This window comes from Rhodosalinus halophilus (assembly GCF_003298775.1).
Classification (GTDB): Bacteria; Pseudomonadota; Alphaproteobacteria; order Rhodobacterales; family Rhodobacteraceae; genus Rhodosalinus; species Rhodosalinus halophilus.
In genome coordinates this window covers 123498-148827 of record NZ_QNTQ01000002.1, presented here as the reverse complement: position 1 = coordinate 148827, position 25330 = coordinate 123498, and the positions used below count along the sequence as shown (strand labels likewise).

Genomic DNA, 25330 nt, shown 5'->3' with positions numbered 1-25330 from the left:
GGTATGCTGCGCCACACCCGCGCGGCCAAGCCCATGTTTCGGAACGACAAAGGGCGCCGCGTCCCGCGGCGCCCTTCGCAAGCCGTGCGGGCGGACCCCGCTCACTCGATCAGCGACAGCAGCTTGGTCAGGCTCTCCTTGGCGTCGCCGTAGAACATCCGCGTGTTCTCCTTGAAGAAGAGCGGGTTCTCGATGCCCGAGTAGCCCGTGCCCTGGCCGCGCTTCGAGACGAAGACGTTCTTGGCCTTCCAGACCTCGAGCACCGGCATCCCGGCGATGGGGCTGTTGGGGTCGTCCTGCGCCGCCGGGTTCACGATGTCGTTCGAGCCGATCACGATCACCACGTCGGTGTCGGGGAAATCGTCGTTGATCTCCTCCATCTCCAGCACGATGTCGTAGGGCACCTTGGCCTCGGCCAGAAGCACGTTCATGTGCCCGGGCAGGCGGCCCGCCACCGGGTGGATGGCGAAGCGCACTTCCTTGCCCTTGCCGCGCAGCTTCTTCGTGAGCTCGCTGACCGCGTTCTGCGCCTGCGCCACCGCCATGCCGTAGCCCGGCACGATGATGACGCTGTCGGCCTCCTCCAGCGCCGCGGCCACGCCCTCGGCGTCGATGGCGACCTGCTCGCCCTCGATGTCCGCGGCCGGTCCCTGGCTGCCGCCGAAGCCGCCCAGGATCACGTTGATGAACTTGCGGTTCATCGCCTTGCACATGATGTAGCTCAGGATCGCACCCGAGGAGCCCACCAGCGCGCCGGTGACGATCAGCAGGTCGTTCGACAGCGTGAAGCCGATGGCCGCTGCCGCCCAGCCCGAGTAGCTGTTGAGCATCGACACGACCACGGGCATGTCCGCGCCGCCGATCCCCATGATCAGGTGGTAGCCGATGAAGAACGCCAGTGCCGCGATGGCCAGCAGCGCGGTCATCGAGACGACGCCGGAATCGGCGGTCAGATAGACGATGGCCAGCACCAGCGAGCCGGCCGCGGCGGCTGCGTTCAGCAGGTGCCCGCCGGGCAGTTGCACGGGCTTGCCGTCCACCTTGCCCGCGAGCTTGCCGAAAGCGATCACCGAGCCGGTGAAGGTCACCGCGCCGATGAAGACGCCGAGCACGACCTCGATCTGCAGGAAGACGACCTCGGGGCCCGTCTTGGTGGCGACCTTGGCCGCGAAGGCGGAAAAGCCCTCGACCAGCGCGGCGGGCGGCGACACGCCCTCCGGGTTGGGGAAGGGCACGCCCGCCTCTTCGAAGGCGGCGGCCACGCGCAGGCGCGCGGTCTCGGCGTTGATGCCGACGAAGACGGCGGCGAGGCCCACGAAGGAGTGCAGCGCGGCCACCAGCTGCGGCATCTCGGTCATCTCGACCTTGGCCGCGACATAGGCGCCGACCACGGCGCCCACGATCATCATCGGGATCATCAGCCAGTAGGCGCCGATCCCCGGCCCCAGCGCGGTGAAGACAACCGCGAGCGCCATGCCCACGATGCCGTACCAGACCGCGCGCTTCGCGCTCTCCTGGTTCGAGAGGCCCCCGAGAGAGAGAATGAAGAGGACGCTCGCGGCGATGGCCGCGGCGGTGACGAACTGTTCTCCGACCATTGTCCTGCCTGTCCCCCGCTCAGGATTTCTGGAACATGGCGAGCATCCGGCGCGTGACCAGGAAGCCCCCCACGATGTTGATTGTGGCGATCAGCACCGAGATCGCGGCCAGCAGGATCACCAGCCAGTTGCCCGAGCCGATCTGCAGGATCGCGCCCAGGACGATGATCCCCGAGATCGCGTTGGTGACCGCCATGAGCGGCGTGTGCAGCGCGTGGTTCACGTTCCAGATCACCTGGAAGCCCACGAAGCAGGCGAGCACGAAGACGATGAAGTGCTGCATGAACGAGGCCGGCGCCACGAGGCCCAGAAGACCCATCAGCACCAGGCCCCCGCCGAGCAGCGTCACCTGGTTGCGCGTCTGCTTGCGGAACTCGGCGATCTCCTGCTGGCGCTTCTCCTCGGCCGTGAGCTCCTTCGGCTTCTCCTTGGGCTTCTGCGCCGCGATCGCCTGCACCTTGGGCGGAGGAGGCGGGAAGGTGACCTCGCCGGCGTGCGCCACGGTCGCGCCGCGGATGACGTCGTCCTCCATGTCGTGCACGATCTTGCCGTCCTTCTCGGGCGTCAGATCGGTCACGAGATGACGGATATTGGTGGCGTAGAGCGTCGAGCTCTGCGTGGCCATCCGCGAGGGGAAGTCGGTGTAGCCCACGATCGTCACGCCGTTGTCGGTGACGATCTTGTCGTCCGGCACGGTGAGCTTGCAGTTGCCCCCGCGCTCGGCGGCGAGATCCACGATGACGGAGCCCGGCTTCATGGCCTTGACCATGTCCTCGGTCCAGAGCTCCGGCGCCTCCTGGTTGGGGATGAGTGCGGTGGTGATGACGATGTCCATCTCCGGGGCGAGCTCGCGGAACTTGGCGAGCTGCGCCTCGCGGAACTCGGGGGAAGAGGGCTTGGCGTAGCCGCCCGAGGCGGAGCCGTCCTCCATGTCCTCCTCGAAATCCAGATAGACGAACTCGGCGCCCATCGATTCGACCTGCTCGGCCACCTCTGGGCGCACGTCGAAGGCGTAGGTGATCGCGCCCAGCGAGGTCGAGGTGCCGATCGCGGCGAGCCCCGCGACGCCCGCGCCCACGACGAGCACCTTCGCCGGCGGCACCTTGCCTGCCGCGGTGACCTGTCCGGTGAAGAAGCGGCCGAAGTTGTTGCCCGCCTCGATCACCGCGCGATAGCCCGCGATGTTGGCCATCGACGACAGCGCGTCCATCTTCTGCGCGCGGCTGATGCGCGGCACCATGTCCATCGCGATGACGGAGCTGCCCTTTTCGGCCAGCGCCTTCATGTGATCCTCGTTCTGGGCGGGCCAGAAGAAGGAGATCAGCAGCTGCCCCTCGCGGGTGCGCTCGACCTCGGCGTCCGTGGGCGGGCGGACCTTGGCGACGATCTCCGCCTCCTTCCAGAGCGCCTCGGCGTCGGGCACCACCGTCACGCCGGCCTCTTCGTAGGCGGAGTCGTTGAAGCCCGCCTTCTCGCCGGCGCCGGCCTCGATGAGGCAGTCGTGGCCCAGCTTTTGCAGATCGCGCGCGCTCTGCGGCGTCATCGCGACGCGCGCCTCGCCCTCCATCACTTCCTTCGGCGTTCCGATCTTCACCGGTCTCGTCCCCCCGCGTTGACGGGCCCGAAGGCCCGGGACTGGCTCTTCAACGTGCGACCCCTAGCGTCAAGGCCGCGTCTTCACAAGGCGCGCGGTCGCCCCCGGACCGGGACGCGTCGCCTTTTTGCTATATCCAGCGCCGCACCTGGCGCTCGTAGCGCGCGAACTCCGCCCGGAACGTCCGGCGCAGGCGATCCTCCTCGGGCACGACGAAGCGCCGCTCGAGCACCCACAGCAGGAGCGGGACCAGCGCGAGCGACGGCACTGCGTCCCAATAGAGCACGAGCCCGGCGAGAATCATGAGGTCGGCCAGATAGATCGGATTGCGCGTGCGACCATATATCCCGGTCGTGATCATCGCCGTGGGCTGGCGGTGCGGCACGATGGTGGTGCGGGCGCGGCGGAACTCGGCCGCCGCCAGCGCGATCAGCACCAGCCCGCCGCCCACCAGCAGCCCGCCGGCGAGATCGGCCCAGCCGCCGCCGAAGGACAGCCCCAACGGCCACCATCGCGCCTGCGCCCAGGCGAGCGCCAGCGCGCCCGCAAGCCAGACGGGCGGAAGGTCGAGCCATTTCAGCATGACGGGCCAGCCTGCGAATTCTCGTACGAAAGTTCGCAGGTGGATTGCGGGGCTGTGGAAGAACTTTCGTACGAAAATTCTTCGGATCTGGCGCGGGCGATCATCGGAGGCCTCCTTTTTGCGCCATCCTGATTTCGTGCCGTGCGCGATTCGGGAAGGGGCCGTATCGTCGCGCCGCGCTTGCGGCCGGATGCCTGCCCGCTAAGCTCGCGGCAAAGGGAGGACGCCATGACATTGCAGGGAAAGCACGCGCTCGTCACCGGGGGTGGCACGGGCATCGGGCTCGCCATCGCGCGGGCGCTGGCCGGGCAGGGGGCAGAGGTCACGATCACCGGGCGCCGCCGCGAGGTGCTGGAGCAGGCGGCGGGCGATGGCCTGCATCCCCTCGTCATGGACGTGACCGACGAGGCACAGGTGGTGGAAGGCGTCGCGGCCGCGGTCGCGGCGCGTGGCCCCGTGCAGGTCTGCATCGCCAACGCCGGCATCGCCGAGGGGCGGTCCCTGCACAAGACCGACACGGACTTCTGGCGGCGCATGATGGCCACCAACCTCGACGGCGCCTTCCTGACGATCCGCGAATCGCTGAAGGGCATGGTGGGCACCGACTGGGGCCGGGTGCTGGCGGTCTCGTCCATCGCGGGGCTGCGCGGCCTGAAAGGCGCGCCGGCCTACACGGCCTCGAAGCACGGGATGATCGGGCTGATCCGCGCGCTGGCGGAGGATTTCGTGGGCAAGCCCTATACCTTCAACGCGATCTGCCCGGCCTATACCGACACCGACATCGTCACGCGCAATACGCGCTCGATTGCCGAGCGGGCCGGCGTGGACGCCGACCGCGCCTTCCAGATGATGGTGAGCATGAACCGTCACGGTCGGCTGATCGCGCCGGAAGAGGTCGCCGCGGCCGCGCTGTGGCTCTGCGGGCCGGGCTCGGAAAGCGTGAACGGCCAGTGCATCGAGATCGCAGGCGGGCAGATCTGAGCGCCTTGAGCGACGACAGGGGGCTGTCTGGCCCCCTCGGCGGCTCTGGCCGCCTCACCCCCCGAGGGTATTTCTCGCAAGAGGAAGACCCTGTTCCGCGCCTCCGGCCGATCTGGACGGCCGGGGCGGATGGCACTAGGGTCCGCGGCAATCCCCGGGGAGAACCTGCCGCATGACCGATTTCGCCGCCACCAAGGCCCGTTTCCACCTGCCCGAGGGGCTGATCTATCTCGACGGCAATTCGCTGGGCCCGCTGCCTCTGGACGCGCCGGCGAAGATGGACGCGGTGATGCGCGCCGAATGGGGCGAGATGCTGATCACCGGCTGGAACCGCGCCGGCTGGATGGACCGGCCGCAGTCGATCGGCGACCGCATCGGGCGGCTGATCGGGGCGGAGCCCGGCCACGTGGTGATGGGCGACACGCTGTCGATCAAGGTCTATCAGGCGCTGGCCGCGGCGCTCGAGATGCGCCCCGACCGCCGCGTGGTGCTGTCGGACACGGGCAACTTCCCTTCGGATCTCTACATGGCCGAGGGCCTGCTGGGCATGCTGGGCGAGGGCTACGAGCTGCGCGTGGTCGCGCCCGAGGAGGTGGCCGACCACATCACCGAGGAGGTCGCGGTCACCCTGATCACCGAGGTGGACTATCGCACGGGACGGCTGCACGACATGCGCGCGCTCACGAAGAAGGCGCATTCCGTGGGCGCGCTGACGGTCTGGGACCTGGCGCATACGGCCGGTGCGACGGAGGTGGATGTTTCGGGCTGCGGCGCGGATTTCGCGGTGGGCTGCACCTACAAGTACCTCAACGGCGGCCCCGGCGCGCCGGCCTTCATCTACGTGGCGCCGCGGCATGCCGACCGCGCGCGGCCGGCGCTCTCGGGCTGGCTGGGTCATGCCGCGCCCTTCGAGTTCGAGCAGAGCTACCGCCCCGCGCCGGGGATCGAGCGGATGCGGGTCGGCACGCCGCCGATCCTGGCACTCGCCGCGCTCGAGGCCGCCCTCGACGTCTGGGAGATGACCGACATGGCCGCCGTCCGCGCGAAGTCGCTTGAGCTGACGGCGCTTTTCATCGAGGAGGTCGAGGCGCGCTGTCCCGAACTGGTGCTCGCCACGCCGCGCGCGCCCGCCGAGCGGGGCAGCCAGGTCTCCTTCCGCTTCCACGAGGGGTTCGCCGCGATGCAGGCGCTGATCGCGCGCGGGGTGATCGGGGACTTCCGCGCGCCCGACATCATGCGCTTCGGCTTCACGCCGCTCTTCATCGACGAGGGCGACGTGGTGCGCGCGGCGGAGATCATGGGCGAGGTGTTCGGGGAGAGGCTCTGGGACGACGCGGCCTACCGCAAGAGGGGCCGGGTGACCTGATGGCGCTGCGCGTGCCCCTCTGCCGGCCCGCGGGCTGGGTGGCGGCCTGGCGCCGGATGGCGGCGATCGCGAGCCTCGACGGGTGAGGCGGGGCAACCGCCCCGCCGTTCCCCCTTTCGAGGAGATACACCGATGACCGACCCCTACGATCCCGCCCGGGAAGGCGCGCAGATGGCCTTCGACGGGCGCATGTCCTATGGCGACTACCTGCGGCTCGACGCGATCCTTGGCGCGCAGCATCGCCTGTCGGACGCGCATGACGAGATGCTCTTCATCATCCAGCACCAGACCTCCGAGCTCTGGATGCGGCTCGCGCTGCACGAGCTGGGCGCGGCGCGCGAGGAGCTGACCGTGGGGCGGGTGCGCCCGGCCTTCAAGATGCTCGCGCGCGTGGCGCGGATCTTCGAGCAGCTCAACTCGGCCTGGGACGTGCTGCGCACGATGACGCCCGCCGACTACACCCGTTTCCGTGACGCGCTGGGACAGAGTTCGGGCTTTCAGTCGCACCAGTACCGGCAGATCGAGTTCCTGCTGGGCAACCGCAACGCGGCGATGCTGCGGCCCCATGCGCATCGGCCCGAGATCCATGCCGCGCTGGAGGCGGAACTCGCGCGGCCCTCGCTCTACGATGTCGCGCTCCGGCTCCTGCATGACGCCGGCCACAGGGTGCCCGACCACGTGCTGCACCGCGATCTCGCGCGGCCGCATGTGGCCGATCCGGGCGTCATGGCGGCCTGGACCGCGGTCTATCGCGCGCCGGAGGCGAACTGGGAGCTTTACGAACTGGCCGAGAAGCTCGTGGATCTGGAGGACTATTTCCGCCGCTGGCGCTTCAACCATGTCACCACGGTCGAACGCGTGATCGGCTTCAAGCGCGGCACCGGCGGCACGGGGGGCGTGAGCTACCTCAAGCGGATGCTGGAGGTGGAGCTCTTTCCGGAGCTCTGGCACCTGCGCACGGCGCTCTGAGGCCCGGGCCGCAGGAAGGGGGGCTGTCTGCCCCCCTCTGGCCCGTTCCGGGCCATTCACCCCCCGAGGATATTTCCATCCAAGAAGAAGGGTGAAGGCCGGCACGGAGCGGCTGTCGCGCGAGTGTCAGGCCACCTGCGCCCGGCGGTCCAACGAGAGCGGGCCTGCGCCGAAGGCCACGAGCATCCCCATGCCGCCGGCGATGGCGAGGTTCTTGAGGAAATGGTTGATGTCGTTCTGCGCCGCCATGCCTTCGGCCGCCAGGCCGGGGACGAGGTGGAAGATCACGCCCGAGACGAGCGAGAAGCCGCCCAGCAGCACCGCCCAGAGCCGCACGCGCCAGCCCAGCAGCAGCGCGAGGCCGCCCGCGATCTCGAGCGCGATCACCAGGGCAGCAGCGCGCCGGGCACCCCCATCGCCTCCATGTAGCCCTGCACGCCAGCGTAGCCGCCGAGCTTCTGCACTCCGGCGAGCAGGAAGATCGCGGCGAGGCAGAGCCGGCCCAGCGGCGCGGCGTAACGCGCGATTTCGGTCATCGGTGTCCCTCCGTTTTCCGGCGGGCGCGACGGCGCCCGCGACGCGGGGGAGATGGCGCGCGGCGGGCGTCTGCGCCAGGCGGGAAATGCGCGCGGTCCTGTGCGCGGATGCGCAGCCCTTCAGCCGGCCGCTTCGGGCCAGCGGTCGAAGAGCGCGCCCAGCGCGTCCCAGTCGGTGTATTCGCGGTCCTTGCCGGGGTCGATCGTCTCGCCCTTCTGGGCCGCGATATGGCGCATCGCCCAGCGGCGGAAGAAGTCGTACTGCGTGAAACGGAAGGCGCCGGCGACCTGAACGATCCGCCCGGGCCGCCAGCCCGCCCTGTCGCAGAAGGCCTGCGCGATCCGGTCGATGTCGGCCAGTTCGTCCTCGTCCGTGCCGGCCGCGGCGAGGGAGACCTGCAGGAAGAGCGTGGGCCGGGCGTTGAGCTCGTCCGCATGCGCGGCGGCGAACTCGGCCAGCTCGTCCTGCACCCGGCCCATGTGCAGCGAGCCCGCGAGCACCGCCGCCTCCACGCCGGCCCAGTCGATGTCTTCGGCGTCGGCGACGTGCAGAAGCTCGGCGCCGTGGCCGCGGTCGGCGAGACGGCTGGCGGCGAAGCGCGCGATCCTGCGGGTCTGACCCTCCGTGGTGGCGTAGACGATCAGGATCTTCATAGAGTCCTCCGGGCTCTGCCGCGGGCGACGGGTCAGGCGCGCCGCGCCACGGGCGCGGCCCGGCGCTCGGCCGCGAAGGCGTGCGTCGCGGCGCCGAAGGCCTCGAAGAGCGGGCGCGAGACCGGGTCGTTGGCGGCGTCCCATTCCGGGTGCCATTGCACCGCGAGGGTGAAGCCCGGCGCGCCCGCGACATAGCCCGCCTCGGGCGTGCCGTCGTCGGCCCAGCCGTCGATGACGAAGCGGGCGCCGGCGCGCTTGATTCCCTGGCCGTGCAGGGTGTTGGTCATCACCTCGCGCGCGCCCATGAGGCGGTGGAACAGCCCGTTTTCGCTGAAGCGCACCTTGTGGCGCAGGGCGAATTTCTCTTCCAGCGTGCCGTCGGGCGGCATCCGGTGGTTCATACGCCCCGGCAACTCGCGGATCTCGGGGTGGAGCGAGCCGCCCATCGCGACGTTCACCTCCTGGAAGCCGCGGCAGATGCCGAGGAAGGGCTGGCCGCGCGCGACGCAGGCCCGCACGAGCGGCAGCGCGATCGCGTCGCGCGCCCGGTCGAAGGCGCCGTGCTTCTCGGTCTCCTGCTCGCCGTATTCCTCGGGGTGGACGTTGGGCCGCCCGCCGGTCAGCACGAAGCCGTCGCAGACCTCCATCAGCTCGTCGACCGAGACGATGCGCGGGTCGGAGGGGATGACCAGCGGCACGCAGTCGGCCACATGGCTGACGGCCTCCGAGTTCATCGTGCCGCCCGCATGGGTCGGATACTGATCGTTGATCAGATACTGGTTGCCGATGATGCCGACGACGGGCCGCGCCATGTCTCTCCCCGATATGCTTCCGCCAGAAGATAGGCCGCGGGGCCCGGATGGGAAAGGGGCGACGGCGCAGGCTCAGTCCAGCGGGAACTCCTCGACGCTGTCCGCGGTGTTGTCGATCAGCATGAAGATGTCGAAATAGGCAAAGCGGGGCGTGCGCCCGGTACGCGCGCGGAACCGTTCCACCCACTCTGCATCATGCGCGCGCTCGGCCGCCGCCCGGTCCGGCCAGAGGTAGATGCCCGCGATGGTGCCGTCCTCTGCCCGCGCGAAGTGCTTGCGGATCAGGTCGGGGTCGGCGCGCCACTTCGCCACCGTGGAGCGCGCGTCCTCCAGCAGATCCGCGTCGGAGAACCCTTCGGGCCGCTCGAAACTGACCATCTCGAGGATCATCCTCGCCTCAGCCGCCCGTATGGCTCATGTGGCGCGAGACCTGGCCGTCGGCGCGCTGGCGCGAGTAGTCGAAGTCGTGCCCCTTCGGCTTGCGGTCGATGGCCTCGCGGATCGCGGCCTCGAGGGGCGCGTCCGTCTCGGGGTGGTTGCGCAGCGGCGCGCGCAGATCGGCCTTGTCCTCCTGCCCGAGGCACATGAAGAGCTCGCCCGTGCAGGTCACGCGCACGCGGTTGCAGCTTTCGCAGAAATTGTGCGTGAGCGGCGTGATGAAGCCGATGCGCTGGCCGGTCTCCTCGAGGCGGACATAGCGCGCGGGGCCGCCCGTGCGCTCGGGCGTGTCGATCAGCGTGTAGCGTGCGGCCAGCCGCGCGCGCAGGTCCGAGAGCGCCCAGTACTGGCCCACCCGGTCCTCGTTGCCGAGATCGCCCATCGGCATGACCTCGATCCAGGTGAGGTCCATGTCGTGCGCCGCGCACCATTCGGTCAGCTCGAAGAGCTCTTCCTCGTTGAAGCCCTTGAGCGCCACGGCGTTGATCTTGACCCGGAGCCCCGCCTCGCGCGCCGCGCGGATGCCGTCGAGCACCTGGGGCAGGCGGCCCCAGCGGGTGACGCGGGCGAATTTTTCCTCGTCGAGCGTGTCGAGCGAGACGTTCACCCGGCGCACGCCGGCGGCGTAAAGCTGGTCGGCGAAGCGGGCGAGCTGCGAGCCGTTGGTCGTCAGCGTGAGCTCCTTCAGCGCGCCGGAGTCGAGGTGCCGCCCCATGCCCTCGAAGAAGGTCATGATGTCGCGCCGCACCAGCGGTTCGCCGCCGGTGATCCGCAGCTTTTCCACGCCCAGCCGGACGAAGGTGGTGCAGAGCCGGTCGAGCTCCTCGAGCGAGAGCAACTCCTTCTTCGGCAGGAAGGTCATGTTCTCCGCCATGCAATAGACGCAGCGGAAGTCGCAGCGGTCGGTGACGGAGACCCGCAGGTAACGGATCGCGCGCTGGAAGGGGTCGACGAGCGGTGCGGTCATGCCCGCAACCTAGGCTCGGCGCTGAATCGGGGCAAGAGGCGTCGCCGTTGCGGAGTTCCGTGCGAGCGCCTAGGCTCGGGCCATGCGCGTGATCTCCGTTCTGCTCCTGGCCTTGGTGACGGCCGCCTGCGCGGCACAGATCGAACGGCCGCAGGCGCCGACGGGCGACGGGCAGACGCGGCCGCTCGCGCGGCCGGCGCAGGACGCAACGGCGCAGGAACGCACGGCCGATACGCTCGGCACCACCACGCCGGCCGGGAGGCCGGCGGCAGCCGGTGCCGGCGGCGGCGTTTCGCTCGGCACCACCGTGGCCTCGCTGGGCGATCCGACGGAGGCGGGCTTCTGGCTCAAGACGCCGCTCGTCGCGGCGACCTCGCCGGGCCGCGTCGAATATGCCGGCACGGGCCAGGCGGTGGAGGTCGAACTGCGCCCCTCGGGGACGGAGGCGGGCGGCGGAAGCCAGATCTCGCTCGCCGCCATGCGCGCGCTGGGCGCGCCGCTTACCGGGTTGCCGGAGCTGCGGGTCTATCGGCGGTAGGTCGGCCCGTCAGAGATATCTCGACGCCTCGCGCCGGGCGAAGGGCTTCATCGCCGGCCCGTGATCGGCGAGAAAGGCGCGCACCCGGTCCGGATCGCGCTTCGACAGATCCCGCAGCCACCAGGCCACGGCCTTCTGGATGAACCACTCGGGATCCCGCGTGTATGCGCCCGCCCAGCCCAGAATGCGCTCTCGTCGCGCGGCGTCGGCGGCGTCGGGATGGCGCATCCGCGCCCAGGGCAGCGTCATCACCAGCGCGGCGCGGCGTGCCCACATGTGGGGCGATCGGGTCCAGCCCTCGACCTCGTTAAGCCGGTCCGGCACGGCCTCCAGCCGGCGCTGGCCGGCCATCGCGGCGTGGTCTGCGATCGCCCAGCTGTCGAACGCGTCCACCCAGGAAGCGATCAGCCGCCAGGCGGCCTCTTCCTGCGGCGCGGGCTTCATGCGCGCCTGCGTGAGCAGCTTGGCCGCGGCGATCCGCGCCTCGAAGATGTCGCTCTCCCACAGCGCGGCGGCGAGCGGGATGCGTTGGTCGAGCGGCAGCGCGCGCCGCCAGTCGCGCACCATGGGCTCGATCGCGGCATTGGCGACGCCCAGAACCTCGCGTGCCTGCTTGTGATAGCGCGCCATCTCTGCGGCGCGTCCGGGCTCCGCGGCCGCGCGCAGGGCCTCCAGAGCCGCCGCCGGCGTCATTCCACCGTGACGGACTTGGCGAGGTTGCGCGGCTGATCCACGTCGGTGCCCTTCGCGACGGCGGTGTGATAGGCGAGCAGCTGCGCGGGGATCGCATAGAGGATGGGCGTGAGCATCGGGTGAACGGTGGGAACGACGATCCGCCGCCAGACCTCCTCGCCCGCGGCCTCGGCGCCGGGCGCGTCGGTGACGAGCAGCACCTGCCCGCCGCGCGCCATGACCTCCTGCATGTTGGACACGGTCTTGTCGAAGAGCCCGTCGCGCGGCGCCATCACCACGACGGGCACCGCCTTGTCGATGAGCGCGATGGGGCCGTGCTTGAGCTCGCCCGAAGCATAGGCCTCGGCGTGGATGTAGCTGATCTCCTTGAGCTTCAGCGCCCCTTCGAGCGCAAGCGGATACATCAGGCCGCGGCCCAGGAAGAGCACGTCGCGCGCTTCGGCGAGGCGCTGCGCGGCCTCGCGGAGCGTGCCGTCGAGATCGAGCGCTCCGGTGATCTGCGCGGGCAGGGCGCGCAGCGCCGAGAGCCGGTCGGCGAGCGCGTCGCCCTCCAGCGCGCCCCGCGCCTCGGCCGCCCGCAGCGCCATCAGCAGCAGCACGGTGAGCTGGCAGGTGAAGGCCTTGGTCGAAGCGACGCCGATCTCGGGGCCCGCGTGGATCTGCAGGTCGAGATCGGCCTCGCGCGCGATGGAGCTCTCGACGACGTTCGTGACCGACACCACCCGATCCGCGCGCCCCCGCACATGGCGGAGCGCCGCGAGGGTGTCGGCCGTCTCTCCCGACTGGCTGACGAAGACGGCGAGCGTGCCCGGCGTCACCGGCGGTTCGCGGTAGCGGTATTCGGAGGCGATATCCACCTCGACCGGCAGGCCCGCGATCTGCTCCATCCAGTATTTCGCGGTCAGACAGGCATAATAGGCCGTGCCGCAGGCCACCATCAGGACGCGTTCGACACCGGCGAAATCCAGCGTGTCGGGCAGGTTGAGGGCGGCCCCGTCCTCGGAGAGATAGGCGTCCAGCGCGGCGGCGATCGCGCGCGGCTGCTCGGCGATCTCCTTGGACATGAAATGCTTGTGGCCGGCCTTGTCGATGCGCGCGGCCTCGGCGCGGACGGTGCGGACGGGCCGGTTCGCGCGGCGTCCTTCGTCGTCCACGATCTCGGCGCCTGCCCGCGTGATCACCGCGCGGTCGCCCTCCTCGAGATAGGTGATCCGGTCGGTGAGCGGCGCGAGCGCGATCGCGTCCGAGCCCACGTACATCTCGCCTTCGCCCCAGCCGATCGCGAGCGGGCTGCCCCGGCGCGCGGCGATCAGCAGATCCTCCTCGCCCTCGAAGAGAAACAGCAGCGCAAAGGCGCCCTCGAGCCGGCGGAGCGTGGCGTCGGCGGCCTCGACCGGGGGCATGCCCTGGGCCAGATGGCGTTCGGTCAGCAGGGCGACGGTCTCGGTGTCCGTGTCGGTCTTGAAGTCGCTGCCGGCGGCGCTCAGCTCGGCGCGGAGCTCGCGAAAGTTCTCGATGATCCCGTTGTGCACCACGGCGACGGGCCCGGCGCGGTGCGGATGCGCGTTGCTCTCGGTGGGCGCGCCATGCGTGGCCCAGCGGGTGTGGCCGATCCCGGCCTTGCCCCGGAGCGGGTCGCGCACCAGAAGGTCGGAAAGATTGACCAGCTTGCCCACGGCGCGCCGGCGGTCCAGCCGGCCGTCGTGCACCGTCGCGATGCCGGCGCTGTCGTAGCCGCGGTATTCCAGCCGCCCGAGCGCCTCGACCAGGATCGGCGAGACCTCGTGACTGCCGAGGATGCCTACGATTCCGCACATGGTCAGCCTGCCTTGTTTCGTTGCGCCCTGGCCCGCAGACGCGCCATCAGCTTGGCTGCGAGGCCGGGCTTGTTGACCTGCCGCGCCCGGCCCAGCGCGAGCGCCTCGGCCGGCACGTCCTCGGTGATCACGCTGCCCGAGCCGGTCATCGCGCCGTCGCCCACGCGGACGGGCGCCACGAGCATGGTGTCCGAGCCGATGAAGACGTCGGCGCCGATCTCGGTGCGGTGCTTGGAGACGCCGTCGTAGTTGCAGGTCACGGTGCCGGCGCCCACGTTGCTCTGCGCCCCGATCGCCGCGTCGCCGATATAGCTGAGATGGTTGACCTTCACGCCCGCACCGAGGGTCGCGTTCTTGATCTCGACGAAATTTCCCACGCGGGCGTTCTCGGCGAGTTCGCACCCCGGCCGCAGGCGTGCGTAGGGGCCGACGACGGAGCCGCGCGAGACGTGACAGCCCTCGAGGTGGGAAAAGGCGCGGATCCGCGCGCCCGTTTCGACCGTCACGCCGGGGCCGAAGACGACGTAAGGCTCGATCTCCGCGTCGCGGCCGATCACCGTGTCGTGCGACAGCATCACCGTCTCGGGCGCCGTCAGCGTCACGCCGGTCTCGAGCAGCGCGGCGCGGGCCCGCGCCTGAAAGGCGGCCTCCGCCGCGGCGAGGTCGGCGCGGGAGTTGACCCCCAGCATTTCCGCCTCGCTGCCGCGGACGAACGTGGCGCGCGCGCCGTCCTGCCGCGCGAGTTCGACGACGTCGGTGAGATATTGCTCTCCGCTCGTGGCGGCCGGCGTCAGGCGCTGGACGAGCTTCAGCAGCAGCTCGGCCGGCGCCGCGAGGACGCCCGAGTTGCAGAGCCGGATCTGCCGCTCCTCCTCGGAGGCGTCCTGCCATTCGACGATGCGCAGCAGCCCCTCTCCCTCGGTCACGAGCCGCCCGTAGCGCGCCGGATCGGCCGGCTCGAACCCCAGCACCACCACCTCGGCGCGCGCGCGCGCCTCGGCCAGCGCGGCGAGCGTTTCGGGGCGGATGAAGGGCGTGTCGCCGTAGAGCACCACGACGTCGCCCTCGAAGCTCTGCAGGAACGGTGCGGCCTGCGCGACCGCGTGGCCGGTGCCCAGACGCTCGGCCTGCACCGCGATGCCGGCCTCGGGGCATTCCTCATGCGCGGCGGCGGCGACGGCCTCCATATCGGGGCCGGTGACGACGACCACCCGCTCCGGCGCGAGCGCGCGCCCGGCCCGCAGCGCATGCGCGAGAAGCGGCGCGCCGCCCACCTCGTGCAGCACCTTGGGACGGTCCGACCGCATCCGGCTGCCCATGCCGGCGGCGAGAACAACCAGTGCCGTGGCCATCGCTGCCTCTCTGCCCGTTTCTCTTTGCCAATGCCGCCTCCCCGTATTACCGACGAGCGAAGCGGTCGCAAGGCTCGCCGTTTTCACCAAGGATTTCGGGCTGTGACAGGAGCCATGCCGTGCGCACGGTGATCTTCGACCTCGACGGAACGCTTGCGGACACGAGCGGTGATCTGATCGCCGCCGCCAACGCCTGCTTCCGCGCGATGGGCCATGAGCCGCTGCTCGACCCCGCGCGCGACGCGGCCACGGCGCTGCGCGGCGGCAAGGCGATGCTGCGGCTGGGGCTCTCGCGGCTCGGCCGCGAAGGCGACGAGGCGGCGGTCGATCGGCACTACCAGGACCTTTTGCGCCTCTACGGCGAGGCGATCGATACGCATACACGGCTCTATCCCGGCGCGATGGAGGCCGTGGCGGCGCTCGATCGGGCCGGGTATCGGACAGGAATCTGCACCAACAAGCCCGAGCGCCTGGCAGAGCTTCTGATGACGCGCCTCGGCGTGCGCGACGCCTTCGCCTCGCTCGTCGGCGCGGACACGCTCGCGGTGCGCAAGCCCGATCCCGCGCCGCTGCGCGAGGCGGTGCGCCGGGCGGGCGGCGACCCGGCGCGCGCCGTCCTGATCGGGGACACGGTGACGGACCGCGAGACGGCGCGCGCGGCCGGGGTGGCCTCGGTGCTCGTCACCTTCGGGCCCGGCGGCGCGCAGGTCGCCGCGCTGGAGCCCGAGGCGATGATCGGCCATTTCGACGAGTTGCCGGAGGTCGTTGCGCGTCTGCTGCCGTGAGCGTTGACGCAGCGCGCCCGCGCCGTCATTGAAGAACCATGAGCGAGCGCTTCACCGGGAACTTCACCCAGCAGGAGCCGATCCCGGAAGAGGGGATCGCGGCCGCCGTCGAGGCGATGCGCCACGGCCGGCTCCACCGTTACAACCTGGCCCCAGGCGAGGCGGGCGAGGTCGCCCTTCTGGAAGAGGAGTTCGCCGCCTTCACCGGCGCGCGCTACTGCCTCGCCGTGGCGAGCGGCGGCTACGCGATGGCGACGGCGCTGCGCGCCGTGGGCGTGCGGCCGGGCGATGCCGTGCTCTCCAACGCCTTCACGCTGGCGCCGGTGCCCGGCGCGATCGCCAGCCTCGGCGCGCGGCCGATCCATGTGGGCGTGACGGAGGCGCTGACCATCGACCTCGACGATCTCGCGGCGAAGGCGGATCGGGCGCGCGTGCTGCTGCTCAGCCACATGCGCGGGCACATCGCGGACATGGACCGGCTCATGGCGATCTGCGACGCCGCCGGGGTCACGGTGATCGAGGACTGCGCGCACACCATGGGGGCGGCCTGGCGCGGCGTGCCCTCGGGGCGGCACGGGGCCGTCGGCTGCTACTCCACGCAGACCTACAAGCACATGAATTCGGGCGAGGGGGGGCTGATCGTCACCGACGACGCCGAGCTGGCGGCGCGGATGATCCTGTTCTCGGGCTCCTACATGCTCTACGCCCGCCACCGCGCTGCGCCGCCGCCCGAGGCCTTCGACCGGCTCAAGTGGGAAACCCCCAACGTCTCGGGCCGGATGGACAATCTGCGCGCCGCGATCCTGCGCCCGCAGCTGCGCGGTCTGCGGGCGCGATGCGCGGCCTGGACGGAGCGCTATCGTGTCGTCGAAGAGGGGCTGCGCGGCACGCCGGGTCTGTCGCTCGTCGAGCGGCCGGCCGAAGAGGCCTTCGTCGGCTCCTCCTTCCAGTTCCTGCTGCTCGACTGGCCGGCCGAGGCGATCGCCGGACTCGTCGCGCGCTGCGCCCGCCGCGGGGTCGAGCTGAAGTGGTTCGGCGAGGCCGAGCCGCGCGGCTTCACCTCGCGCTACGACTCCTGGCGTTACGCGCCGTCCGAGCCGATGCCGGCCACCGATCGCGTGCTCGCGGGACTTCTCGACATGCGGCTGCCGCTGACCTTCAGCCTGGAGGACTGCGCGCAGGTCGCCCGGATCATCCGCGCCGAGGTGCAGGCGGCGGCGCAGGGACATCAGGCCGCCGAATAGCGGCGGGAGTGTTGACCGGACCACGGACGGGATAGTATTGAACACCTGTTCAATTAAGGGAGGGCGGCGATGTTCATGGCCTCCATGCGCTTCGATCTGGGCGAGGACGTCGAGGCGCTGCGCGACACGGTGCACCGCTGGGCGCAGGAGCGGGTGAAGCCGCTCGCCGCCGAGATCGACCGGGAGAACGTCTTTCCGCACGCGCTCTGGCGCGAGATGGGCGACCTCGGCCTCTTGGGCATCACCGTCGAAGAGGACTACGGCGGTGCGGAAATGGGCTATCTCGCGCATGTCGTGGCCGTCGAGGAGATCGCCCGCGCCTCGGCCTCGGTGAGCCTCTCCTACGGCGCGCATTCCAACCTCTGCGTCAACCAGATCCGGCTCAACGGGACGGCGGAGCAGAAGGCGAAATACCTGCCCCGCCTCGTCTCGGGCGAGCATGTGGGCGCGCTCGCCATGTCGGAGGCGGGCGCGGGCTCCGACGTCGTCGGCATGAAGCTGGCGGCGGAGCGACGCAACGACCACTACCGGCTCAACGGCACCAAGTACTGGATCACCAACGGCCCCGACGCCGACGTTCTGGTGGTCTACGCCAAGACCGATCCGGAGGCGGGGTCGAAGGGCATCACCGCCTTCCTGATCGAGAAGGACATGGCCGGCTTCTCGACCAGCCCGCATTTCGACAAGCTCGGCATGCGCGGCTCGAACACGGCCGAGCTGATCTTCGAGGATGTCGAGGTGCCCTTCGAGAACGTCCTCGGCGAAGAGGGCAAGGGCGTGCGCGTGCTGATGTCGGGGCTCGACTACGAGCGCGTGGTGCTCTCGGGCATCGGCACCGGCATCATGGCCGCCTGCCTCGACGAGATCATGCCCTACATGCGCGACCGCAAGCAGTTCGGCGAGCCCATCGGCAACTTCCAGCTGATGCAGGGCAAGATGGCCGACATGTACACCAAGATGAACTCGGCCCGCGCCTACGTCTACGAGGTGGCGCGCGCCTGCGACCGGGGCGAGGTGACGCGCGCCGACGCCGCGGCCTGCGTGCTCTACGCCAGCGAGGAGGCGATGACGGTGGCCCATCAGGCGGTCCAGGCGATGGGCGGCGCGGGCTTTCTCAGCGACACGCCCGTCTCGCGCATCTTCCGCGACGCCAAGCTCATGGAGATCGGCGCCGGCACCTCCGAGATCCGTCGCATGCTGATCGGGCGCGAGATGATGGGGGCGATGGCGTGAGGCGGAAGGGCCGGTCATGCCGCGCTGGGCGATGCTGTCGCTTCTGACGCTCTCGGCGCTGGCTGCGGCGCTCGGGCTGCGGCTGGGCTGGATGACGGCCACGCTCGACGAGTCCGCGGTGATCGACCGGTATGCCGGCCGCTACGTCGCCGCGGGCGGGGATCGGGCCGACTGCCACGCGGAGCCGGGCGCGGCGCTCTTCGAGCGCGTCGTCGTGATCTGCACCCCGCCCGGGCGGCCGGGCGCCCGCCACCTCTGGGCGGTCGCGCCCTGGGGTCAGCTTCTGCGCGCCGATACGCCCGGGACACGCAACGCCGACGACAGGGAGGCTTCCGGATGACCGGGTTCGCCGATCTTTCCGCGCTCTACGTGAACACCTCGCTCAAGCGGGAGTGGCGCGAAAGCCATACCGCGCTGCTTATGGGCGCCTCCGCCGACATCATGGAAAAGCAGGGTGTCTCCGTCGATCGGCTGCACATGCTCGACCATCAGGTGCCGCCCGGCGTCTACCCGGACATGACCGGGCACGGCTGGCCGCGCGACGACTGGCCCGCGCTCTGGGAAAGGGTGAAGGCCGCCGACATCCTCGTGATCGGCACGCCGATATGGCTCGGCGAGGAAAGCTCGGTCTGCCGTATCCTGATCGAGCGGCTCTACGGCATGTCGGGCGGCCTCAACGATCGTGGACAGTCTGTCTATTACGGCAAGGTCGGCGGATGCGTCGTCACCGGCAACGAAGACGGCATCAAGCATGTCGCCATGACGGTCGGATATGCGCTGAACCATCTTGGCTACACGCTGCCGCCGCAGGCGGACTGCGGCTGGATCGGAGAGGCCGGGCCGGGGCCCTCCTACGGGGACGAGGTGGAGGGCGCCCGCGCCGGCTTCGGCAACGACTTCACGCAACGCAACACCACGATCATGACGTGGAACCTGATGCATCTGGCGCTGATGCTGCGGGCGGCCGGCGGCTATCCGAACGAGGGCAACGACCGCCGCGCCTGGAAGGCCGGCTGCCGCTTCGACTACGAGAACCCGGACTATCGCGCCTGATGCTGGGGCGGGCCGCGACATACGAGGCGCTCCGCGCGGGCTTCCGCTGGGCGCTGCCCGGGCGCCTGAACATGGCCCGGCAGGCGCTTGACAATTGGGCGGAAACCGCGCCCGAGCGTCTGGCGGTGCTGGATCTCTCGGAGGGCCGCGAAGCGATCAGCTACGGCCGGTTGCGCGAGAGGACGGACGGGCTTGCGGCCGCCTTTGCGGCGCAGGGCGTCGGGCCGGGCGATCGTGTCGGCGTGCTGCGCTCGCAGGACGCCTGGACACTGGCCGCGCATCTCGCCGCCTGGAAGCTGGGCGCGATTTCCATCCCGCTTTTCAAGCTCTTCGGGCGCGAGGCTCTGGTGATGCGCCTTTCGGACGCGGGCGCGAAGCTGGTCGTTGCCGATCGCGACCCGCCCGAGGCGCTGCGCGCCTGGGAGGGCGCCGTGCTGGTGCCGGAAGAGGCGCGGCTTTCGACCACGCCGGTCGCGGTGGCGGACACCGGCCCGGAGGATCCGGCCGTCATCATCTACACCTCCGGCACCACCGGATCGCCCAAGGGCGCGCTGCACGGTCACCGCGTGCTTACCGGGCACCTGCCGGGGGTGGAAATGAGCCACGATTTCCTCGGACAGGAGGACGACGTGCTCTGGACGCCGGCCGACTGGGCCTGGATCGGCGGGCTCTTCGACGTGGCGATGCCGGGACTGGCGCTGGGCGTGCCCGTCGTCGCGGCCCGCCGCCCGAAGTTCACCCCCGAGGATGCCGTGAATATCGTGCGGGAAGGTTCTGTCAGAAACGTCTTTTTCCCGCCCACCTCGCTCAGGATGCTGAAGGCCGCCGACGTCGCGCTCCCTGGCCTGCGCTCCGTCGCCTCGGGGGGCGAGCCGCTGGGCGCCGAGATGCTCGACTGGGGCCGCCGCGCCCTCGGCGTCACGATCAACGAGTTCTACGGCCAGACCGAGTGCAACATGGTGGCGAGCTCCTGCGGCGCGCTCTTCGAACCGAGACCGGGCTCTATCGGCAAGCCGGTGCCGGGCCACGAGGTCGCCGTGATCGACACCGAGGGCCGGCCCGCCGAGGGCGAGGGCGACGTGGCGATCCGTCGCGGCTCGGCCAGCATGATGCTCGGCTACTGGAACCGGCCCGAGGCCACGGCCGGGAAGTTCCGCGGCGACTGGATGCTCACGGGCGACCGGGGCATGTGGGAGGAGGGCTACCTGCGCTTCCTCGGCCGCGAGGACGACGTGATCACCTCGGCGGGCTACCGCATAGGGCCGGCCGAGATCGAGGACTGCCTGATCACCCATCCGGCGGTGGCCTCGGCCGGTGTCGTGGGCAAGCCCGACCCGATGCGCACCGAGATCGTCGTCGCCTTCGTGGTGCTGCGCGACGGGGTGACGGACGATGCGGCGCTGGCGGAAGAGCTTCGGGAATACGTAAAGGATCGTGTGGCAAGGCATTCGTATCCAAGAGAAATTACGTTTGTTCCCAGCTTGCCGATGACGGTGACGGGCAAGGTGCTGCGCCGCGATCTGCGGGCGCGGGCGACGGAGGAAGAGGCATGAAGATCGACTCGCGCGTACTCACCGGCTCGGAGGAATTTCAGGCCAACCGCGCCGCGCATCTGGCGCTTCTGGACGAGGTGCGCACGGCGGCCGAGGCCGCCGCCGCGGGCGGCGGCGCGCGGGCGCGCGAGCGGCATGTCGCGCGGGGCAAGATGCTGCCGCGCGAGCGGGTGGCGAACCTGCTCGACCCGGGCTCCCCGTTCCTGGAGATCGGCGCGACGGCGGCGCACGGCATGTACGACGGCGCGGCGCCCTGCGCCGGCGTGATCGCAGGCGTAGGCCGCATCCACGGGCTCGACTGCATGGTGGTCTGCAACGACGCCACCGTGAAGGGCGGCACCTACTTCCCGATGACAGTGAAGAAGCACCTGCGCGCGCAGGAGATCGCGGAAGAGAACCACCTGCCCTGCGTCTACCTCGTGGACTCGGGCGGCGCGAACCTGCCGCAGCAGGACGAGGTCTTTCCCGACCGCGACCACTTCGGCCGCATCTTCTACAACCAGGCGAACATGAGCGCGAAGGGCATCCCGCAGATCGCGGTGGTCATGGGCTCCTGCACCGCCGGTGGCGCTTATGTCCCCGCGATGTCGGACGTCACCATCATCGTGCGCGAGCAGGGGACCATCTTCCTCGCCGGCCCGCCGCTGGTGAAGGCCGCGACGGGCGAGGTGGTGAGCGCCGAGGACCTGGGCGGCGGCGACGTGCACACGCGGCTCTCGGGCGTCGCCGACTACCTCGCCGAGGACGACGGCCACGCGCTCGCCCTCGCGCGCCGCGCTGTGGCGGGGCTCAATCGCCGCCCGCCCCAGACGGTGGTCTGGGAGAGCCCCGAGCCGCCGGCCTACGACCCGGAGGAGATCCTGGGCGTGGTGCCGGCCGACCTGAAGACACCTTACGACATCCGCGAGGTGATCGCGCGGATCGTCGACGGCTCGCGCCTCGACGAGTTCAAGCCGCGCTTCGGCGAGACGCTGGTCTGCGGCTTCGCCCATGTCGCGGGCTGCCCGGTGGGGATCATTGCCAACAACGGCGTGCTCTTCTCCGAGTCCGCGCAGAAGGGCGCGCATTTCGTCGAGCTCTGCTCGCAGCGCAAGGTGCCGCTGGTGTTCCTGCAGAACATCACCGGCTTCATGGTCGGGCGCCGCTACGAGAACGAGGGCATCGCGCGCCACGGCGCGAAGATGGTCACGGCGGTCGCCACGACGCAGGTGCCGAAGGTTACCTTGCTTGTGGGCGGCTCCTTCGGTGCGGGGAATTACGGCATGGCGGGAAGGGCTTACAGCCCGCGCTTCCTGTGGACATGGCCCAACAGCCGGATCAGCGTCATGGGCGGCGAACAGGCCGCCGGCGTGCTGGCGACCGTCAAGCGCGACGCGATGGAACGCGCAGGCGAGGACTGGTCGGCCGAGGAGGAAGCCGAGTTCAAGCGCCCCACCATCGAGATGTTCGCGCGCCAGTCGCATCCGCTCTACGCCAGCGCGCGGCTCTGGGACGATGGTGTCGTCGACCCCCGCAAAAGCCGCGAGGTGCTGGCGCTGTCGCTGAAGGCGGCGCTCAATGCGCCCATCGAAGAGACACGCTTCGGCGTGTTCCGGATGTGAGGCGCGGGGTGGCCGCGGGGGCCGGGGGCGCTGCCCCCGTCGCGCGTGCCGCGCGACTCCCCCGGGATATTTGGACCAAGAAGAAGGACCGGGGCGCCGCGGCGCCCGGCGAGAGCAGCATCGAGGGAGCGGGGCCGTGTTCGACAGCGTTCTGATCGCCAACCGGGGCGAGATCGCCTGCCGCGTCATTTCGACGGCACGCGCGATGGGGATGCGGACCGTGGCGGTCTATTCCGACGCCGACGCGGGCGCGCGGCATGTGGCGATGGCGGATATGGCCGTGCGCCTCGGGCCGCCGCCGCCGGGCGAGAGTTACCTCCGGGGTGCGGCGATCATCGCGGCGGCGCGCGACACGGGCTGCGGGGCGATCCATCCGGGCTACGGATTCCTCTCCGAGAACCCGGACTTCGTGGCGGCGGTCGAGGCGGCGGGTCTGACCTTCGTCGGCCCCTCGGCCGAGGCGATCCGGGCGATGGGGCTGAAGGACGCGGCCAAGCATGTGATGGAGCAGGCGGGCGTTCCGGTGGTGCCCGGCTATCACGGCGAGAGTCAGGACGACGAGCATCTGGCGGGCGCGGCCGAGGCCATCGGCTATCCGGTGCTGATCAAGGCCGTCGCCGGCGGCGGCGGCAAGGGGATGCGTCGGGTGGACCGGCCGGAGGACTTCGCCGAGGCGCTGGCCTCGGCGCGCGCGGAGGCGCGCGGCGCCTTCGGCAACGACGCCGTGCTCGTCGAAAAATTCGTCGCCAAGCCGCGCCACATCGAGGTGCAGGTCTTCGGCGACGGCACGCGCGCCGTGCATCTGTTCGAGCGCGACTGCTCGCTGCAGCGACGGCATCAGAAGGTGATCGAGGAGGCCCCGGCGCCGGGCATGACCGAGGAGATGCGGCGCGCCATGGGGCAGGCGGCCGTGCGCGCGGCCGAGGCCATCGGCTATCGCGGCGCCGGCACGGTGGAGTTCATCGTGGACGCCTCAGAGGGGCTGCGGCCCGATCGCTTCTGGTTCATGGAGATGAACACGCGGCTGCAGGTCGAGCACCCCGTGACCGAGGCGGTGACGGGCGTGGACCTTGTCGAATGGCAGTTCCGCGTGGCGGCCGGAGAGCCGCTGCCCGCGGGCCAGCAGGACCTGGCGCTCTCGGGCCATGCCTTCGAGGCGCGGCTTTATGCCGAGGACGTGCCCAAGGGCTTCCTGCCCGCCACCGGGCGGCTTGCGCATCTGGCCTTTCCGGCCGGCGTGCGCGCCGACACGGGCGTGCGCGCGGGCGACGAGATCACGCCGCATTACGACCCGATGATCGCGAAGCTCGTCGTGCACGGCCCCACGCGCGAGGTCGCGCTGATGAAGCTGCGTCGCGCCCTGGGCGAGACGCAGGTGGCGGGCACGGTCACGAACCTCGCCTTCCTCGGTGCGCTGGCGAAGCACGCGGGCTTCGCGGCCGGCGACGTGGACACGGGGCTCATCGACCGCGACCGCGAGGCGCTGGTGGCCGCGCCGGACCCCGCGCCCGAGGTCTGGGCCGAGGCGGCGCTGGCCGCGGCGGGGCTCACGGCGGCGGAGGCGCCCGCGACGGGCTTCGCGCTCTGGGCGCCGTTGCGGCGACGGATCGGGCTCCGGCGCGCGGGCGAGGAGACCGGCGTGCACCTGCGCGCCGAGGCGCCGGACGCGCATGTGATCGAGGTCGCCGGGCGCGAGATCCGGGCCGAGCGGCGCGATGGACGCTGGCGCTTCGACGGGCGGCCGGGGGCCGGCGCGCATCTGGCCGGTGGCCGCGTGACCGTCTTCGCCGATCACGGGCAGGTCTTCGAGATCGCCGATCCGCTGGAGCGCGGCGCGGTGGCCAGCGGCGAGGACGTGATCGAGGCGCCGATGCCGGGGCTTCTGCGCGAGGTGCTCGTCGAGTCCGGGCAGGCCGTGGCGGCGGGCCAGCGTCTCGCCGTGCTGGAGGCGATGAAGATGGAACATGCGCTGACCGCCTGGCGCGACGGCGTGGTGGCCGAGGTTCTGGCCGGGCCGGGCGCGCAGGTCGAGGCGGGCGCGGCGCTCATCCGGCTGGAGGAAGAGGCCGATGGCTGAGGTCGTCGAGATCTTCGAGGTCGGCCCGCGCGATGGGCTTCAGAACGAAAAGGCCCATATCCCGACCGAGGCGAAGATCGCGCTGATCGACTGCCTGAGCCGTGCGGGCTTTCGCCGGATCGAGGTGGCGAGCTTCGTGAGCCCCAGATGGGTGCCGCAGATGGCCGATTCGGGCCAGGTGCTGGCCGGTATCCGCCGCGCACCGGGCGTGAGCTACGCCGCGCTCACGCCCAACATGACGGGGCTCGAGCGCGCGATCGCCGCGCAGGCCGACGAGATCGCGGTCTTCGGCTCGGCCTCGGAGGGCTTCTCGAAGGCCAACATCAACGCGACCATCGACGAGAGCCTCGAGCGCTTCCGCCCGGTCACGGAGGCTGCGCGCGAGGTCGGGCTGCCGGTGCGCGGCTACATCTCCTGCGTGACCGACTGCCCCTACGACGGTTCGGTGGCGCCGGAGGCGGTGGCCCGGGTGGCCGGGGCGCTCGATGCGATGGGCTGTTACGAGATCAGCCTGGGCGACACGATCGGGCAGGGCACGCCCGGGCGGGTGGCGGCGATGCTCGATGCGGTGCTGGAAGCCGTGCCGGCCGAGCGGCTCGCGGGGCATTTCCACGACACCGCGGGCCGCGCGCTCGGCAACATCGAGGCGGCGCTGGACAAGGGCCTGCGGGTCTTCGACGCGGCGGTGGGCGGCCTCGGCGGCTGCCCCTTCGCGCCAGGGGCGGCGGGCAACGTGGCGACCGAGGCGGTCGCGCGACGGCTGGCCGAGCTGGGCCTCGAGACCGGGCTCGACATGGCGGTGATTGCAGAGGCGGCGGAGATGGCCCGCGCGCTGCGTGCGGGGTAAGGCGCAAGGCGTTTGAAAACGCCTTGCAAAATTCTTTGC

The 25330-nt window shown here is 70.7% G+C and carries 25 protein-coding genes; 13 read left to right on the top strand and 12 right to left on the bottom strand.

The window, feature by feature from the left end:
* Positions 1-101 precede the first annotated feature (101 nt).
* From DRV85_RS02855 to DRV85_RS02845, 3 genes are all read right to left on the bottom strand, one after another.
* Positions 102-1598, bottom strand: coding sequence for an NAD(P)(+) transhydrogenase (Re/Si-specific) subunit beta (locus tag DRV85_RS02855; protein ID WP_113287929.1), 1497 nt, complete (start codon positions 1596-1598; stop codon positions 102-104).
* Positions 1599-1617: 19 nt separating this feature from the next.
* Entirely contained in the window at positions 1618-3192 is a 1575-nt protein-coding gene (locus DRV85_RS02850) for a Re/Si-specific NAD(P)(+) transhydrogenase subunit alpha (RefSeq protein ID WP_113287928.1), read from the bottom strand.
* A 130-nt stretch (positions 3193-3322) separates the two neighbouring features.
* A complete protein-coding gene (locus DRV85_RS02845) occupies positions 3323-3775 on the bottom strand; it encodes a methyltransferase family protein (RefSeq protein ID WP_113287927.1) in 453 nt (150 codons plus the stop codon).
* A 228-nt stretch (positions 3776-4003) separates the two neighbouring features.
* Between DRV85_RS02845 and DRV85_RS02840 the strand changes: the two genes are divergently transcribed.
* The 3 genes from DRV85_RS02840 (at position 4004) to kynA (ending at position 7091) form a co-directional block, all read left to right on the top strand.
* On the top strand, positions 4004-4756 hold the full coding sequence (locus DRV85_RS02840; protein ID WP_113287926.1) for an SDR family NAD(P)-dependent oxidoreductase: 753 nt from the start codon (positions 4004-4006) through the stop codon (positions 4754-4756).
* Between the two features lie 172 nt (positions 4757-4928).
* Positions 4929-6122 carry a kynureninase gene (gene kynU, locus DRV85_RS02835; protein ID WP_113287925.1) on the top strand — a complete coding sequence of 398 codons (1194 nt, stop codon included), beginning with the start codon at positions 4929-4931 and terminating at the stop codon, positions 6120-6122.
* A gap of 132 nt (positions 6123-6254) precedes the next feature.
* Positions 6255-7091: a tryptophan 2,3-dioxygenase gene (kynA, locus tag DRV85_RS02830; RefSeq protein ID WP_113287924.1), complete on the top strand. Its 837-nt coding sequence runs from the start codon at positions 6255-6257 to the stop codon at positions 7089-7091.
* A gap of 126 nt (positions 7092-7217) precedes the next feature.
* On the opposite strand, the gene DRV85_RS19470 is transcribed toward kynA, so the two are convergent.
* From DRV85_RS19470 to moaA, 6 genes are all read right to left on the bottom strand, one after another.
* The gene (locus DRV85_RS19470) at positions 7218-7478 is read right to left on the bottom strand and encodes a DoxX family protein (RefSeq protein WP_233495381.1); all 261 of its coding nucleotides are present in this window, start codon (positions 7476-7478) and stop codon (positions 7218-7220) included.
* Positions 7475-7627, bottom strand: a complete 153-nt coding sequence (locus DRV85_RS19465; protein ID WP_233495380.1) for a DoxX family membrane protein — start codon at positions 7625-7627, stop codon at positions 7475-7477. The genes DRV85_RS19470 and DRV85_RS19465 overlap by 4 nt, the downstream gene beginning before the upstream one ends.
* Positions 7628-7747: 120 nt before the next feature.
* Entirely contained in the window at positions 7748-8281 is a 534-nt protein-coding gene (locus tag DRV85_RS02820) for a flavodoxin domain-containing protein (protein WP_113287923.1), read from the bottom strand.
* 32 nt (positions 8282-8313) lie between these two features.
* The gene (locus DRV85_RS02815; protein WP_113287922.1) at positions 8314-9093 is read right to left on the bottom strand and encodes a gamma-glutamyl-gamma-aminobutyrate hydrolase family protein; all 780 of its coding nucleotides are present in this window, start codon (positions 9091-9093) and stop codon (positions 8314-8316) included.
* Between the two features lie 72 nt (positions 9094-9165).
* Positions 9166-9483, bottom strand: coding sequence for a hypothetical protein (locus DRV85_RS02810; RefSeq protein ID WP_113287921.1), 318 nt, complete (start codon positions 9481-9483; stop codon positions 9166-9168).
* A 7-nt stretch (positions 9484-9490) separates the two neighbouring features.
* Positions 9491-10498 carry a GTP 3',8-cyclase MoaA gene (gene moaA, locus DRV85_RS02805; protein WP_113287920.1) on the bottom strand — a complete coding sequence of 336 codons (1008 nt, stop codon included), beginning with the start codon at positions 10496-10498 and terminating at the stop codon, positions 9491-9493.
* A gap of 82 nt (positions 10499-10580) precedes the next feature.
* Here moaA and DRV85_RS02800 point away from each other — a divergent pair, with 82 nt between their 5' ends.
* Positions 10581-11036, top strand: coding sequence for a hypothetical protein (locus DRV85_RS02800; protein WP_113287919.1), 456 nt, complete (start codon positions 10581-10583; stop codon positions 11034-11036).
* Positions 11037-11045: 9 nt separating this feature from the next.
* Here the strand turns inward: DRV85_RS02800 and DRV85_RS02795 are convergent, their stop codons facing one another.
* Genes DRV85_RS02795 through glmU form a run of 3 tightly spaced genes read right to left on the bottom strand, consistent with a single transcriptional unit; the run spans position 11046 to position 14898 of the window.
* Complete coding sequence (locus tag DRV85_RS02795) at positions 11046-11729, bottom strand: DNA alkylation repair protein (protein WP_113287918.1); 684 nt, start codon at positions 11727-11729, stop codon at positions 11046-11048.
* Positions 11726-13546: a glutamine--fructose-6-phosphate transaminase (isomerizing) gene (gene glmS / locus DRV85_RS02790; protein WP_113287917.1), complete on the bottom strand. Its 1821-nt coding sequence runs from the start codon at positions 13544-13546 to the stop codon at positions 11726-11728. Before glmS ends, DRV85_RS02795 begins: the two co-directional genes overlap by 4 nt.
* A gap of 2 nt (positions 13547-13548) precedes the next feature.
* Positions 13549-14898 (bottom strand): bifunctional UDP-N-acetylglucosamine diphosphorylase/glucosamine-1-phosphate N-acetyltransferase GlmU, encoded by a 1350-nt coding sequence (gene glmU, locus DRV85_RS02785; protein ID WP_113287916.1) that lies wholly within the window; start codon positions 14896-14898, stop codon positions 13549-13551.
* 119 nt (positions 14899-15017) lie between these two features.
* Between glmU and DRV85_RS02780 the strand changes: the two genes are divergently transcribed.
* The 9 genes from DRV85_RS02780 (at position 15018) to DRV85_RS02740 (ending at position 25291) form a co-directional block, all read left to right on the top strand.
* Positions 15018-15683, top strand: coding sequence for an HAD-IA family hydrolase (locus tag DRV85_RS02780; RefSeq protein WP_113287915.1), 666 nt, complete (start codon positions 15018-15020; stop codon positions 15681-15683).
* A 38-nt stretch (positions 15684-15721) separates the two neighbouring features.
* Complete coding sequence (locus DRV85_RS02775) at positions 15722-16927, top strand: DegT/DnrJ/EryC1/StrS family aminotransferase (protein ID WP_113287914.1); 1206 nt, start codon at positions 15722-15724, stop codon at positions 16925-16927.
* A 69-nt stretch (positions 16928-16996) separates the two neighbouring features.
* Positions 16997-18160: an isovaleryl-CoA dehydrogenase gene (locus tag DRV85_RS02770; RefSeq protein ID WP_113287913.1), complete on the top strand. Its 1164-nt coding sequence runs from the start codon at positions 16997-16999 to the stop codon at positions 18158-18160.
* 16 nt (positions 18161-18176) lie between these two features.
* The gene (locus DRV85_RS02765) at positions 18177-18500 is read left to right on the top strand and encodes a hypothetical protein (RefSeq protein WP_113287912.1); all 324 of its coding nucleotides are present in this window, start codon (positions 18177-18179) and stop codon (positions 18498-18500) included.
* Entirely contained in the window at positions 18497-19213 is a 717-nt protein-coding gene (locus DRV85_RS02760) for a flavodoxin family protein (protein ID WP_113287911.1), read from the top strand. The genes DRV85_RS02765 and DRV85_RS02760 overlap by 4 nt, the downstream gene beginning before the upstream one ends.
* Complete coding sequence (locus DRV85_RS02755; protein ID WP_113287910.1) at positions 19213-20766, top strand: AMP-binding protein; 1554 nt, start codon at positions 19213-19215, stop codon at positions 20764-20766. The genes DRV85_RS02760 and DRV85_RS02755 overlap by 1 nt, the downstream gene beginning before the upstream one ends.
* Positions 20763-22367, top strand: coding sequence for a carboxyl transferase domain-containing protein (locus tag DRV85_RS02750; protein ID WP_113287909.1), 1605 nt, complete (start codon positions 20763-20765; stop codon positions 22365-22367). The genes DRV85_RS02755 and DRV85_RS02750 overlap by 4 nt, the downstream gene beginning before the upstream one ends.
* A gap of 136 nt (positions 22368-22503) precedes the next feature.
* Positions 22504-24444: an ATP-binding protein gene (locus DRV85_RS02745; protein ID WP_113287908.1), complete on the top strand. Its 1941-nt coding sequence runs from the start codon at positions 22504-22506 to the stop codon at positions 24442-24444.
* Positions 24437-25291 carry a hydroxymethylglutaryl-CoA lyase gene (locus tag DRV85_RS02740; RefSeq protein WP_113287907.1) on the top strand — a complete coding sequence of 285 codons (855 nt, stop codon included), beginning with the start codon at positions 24437-24439 and terminating at the stop codon, positions 25289-25291. Before DRV85_RS02745 ends, DRV85_RS02740 begins: the two co-directional genes overlap by 8 nt.
* Positions 25292-25330 lie beyond the last annotated feature (39 nt).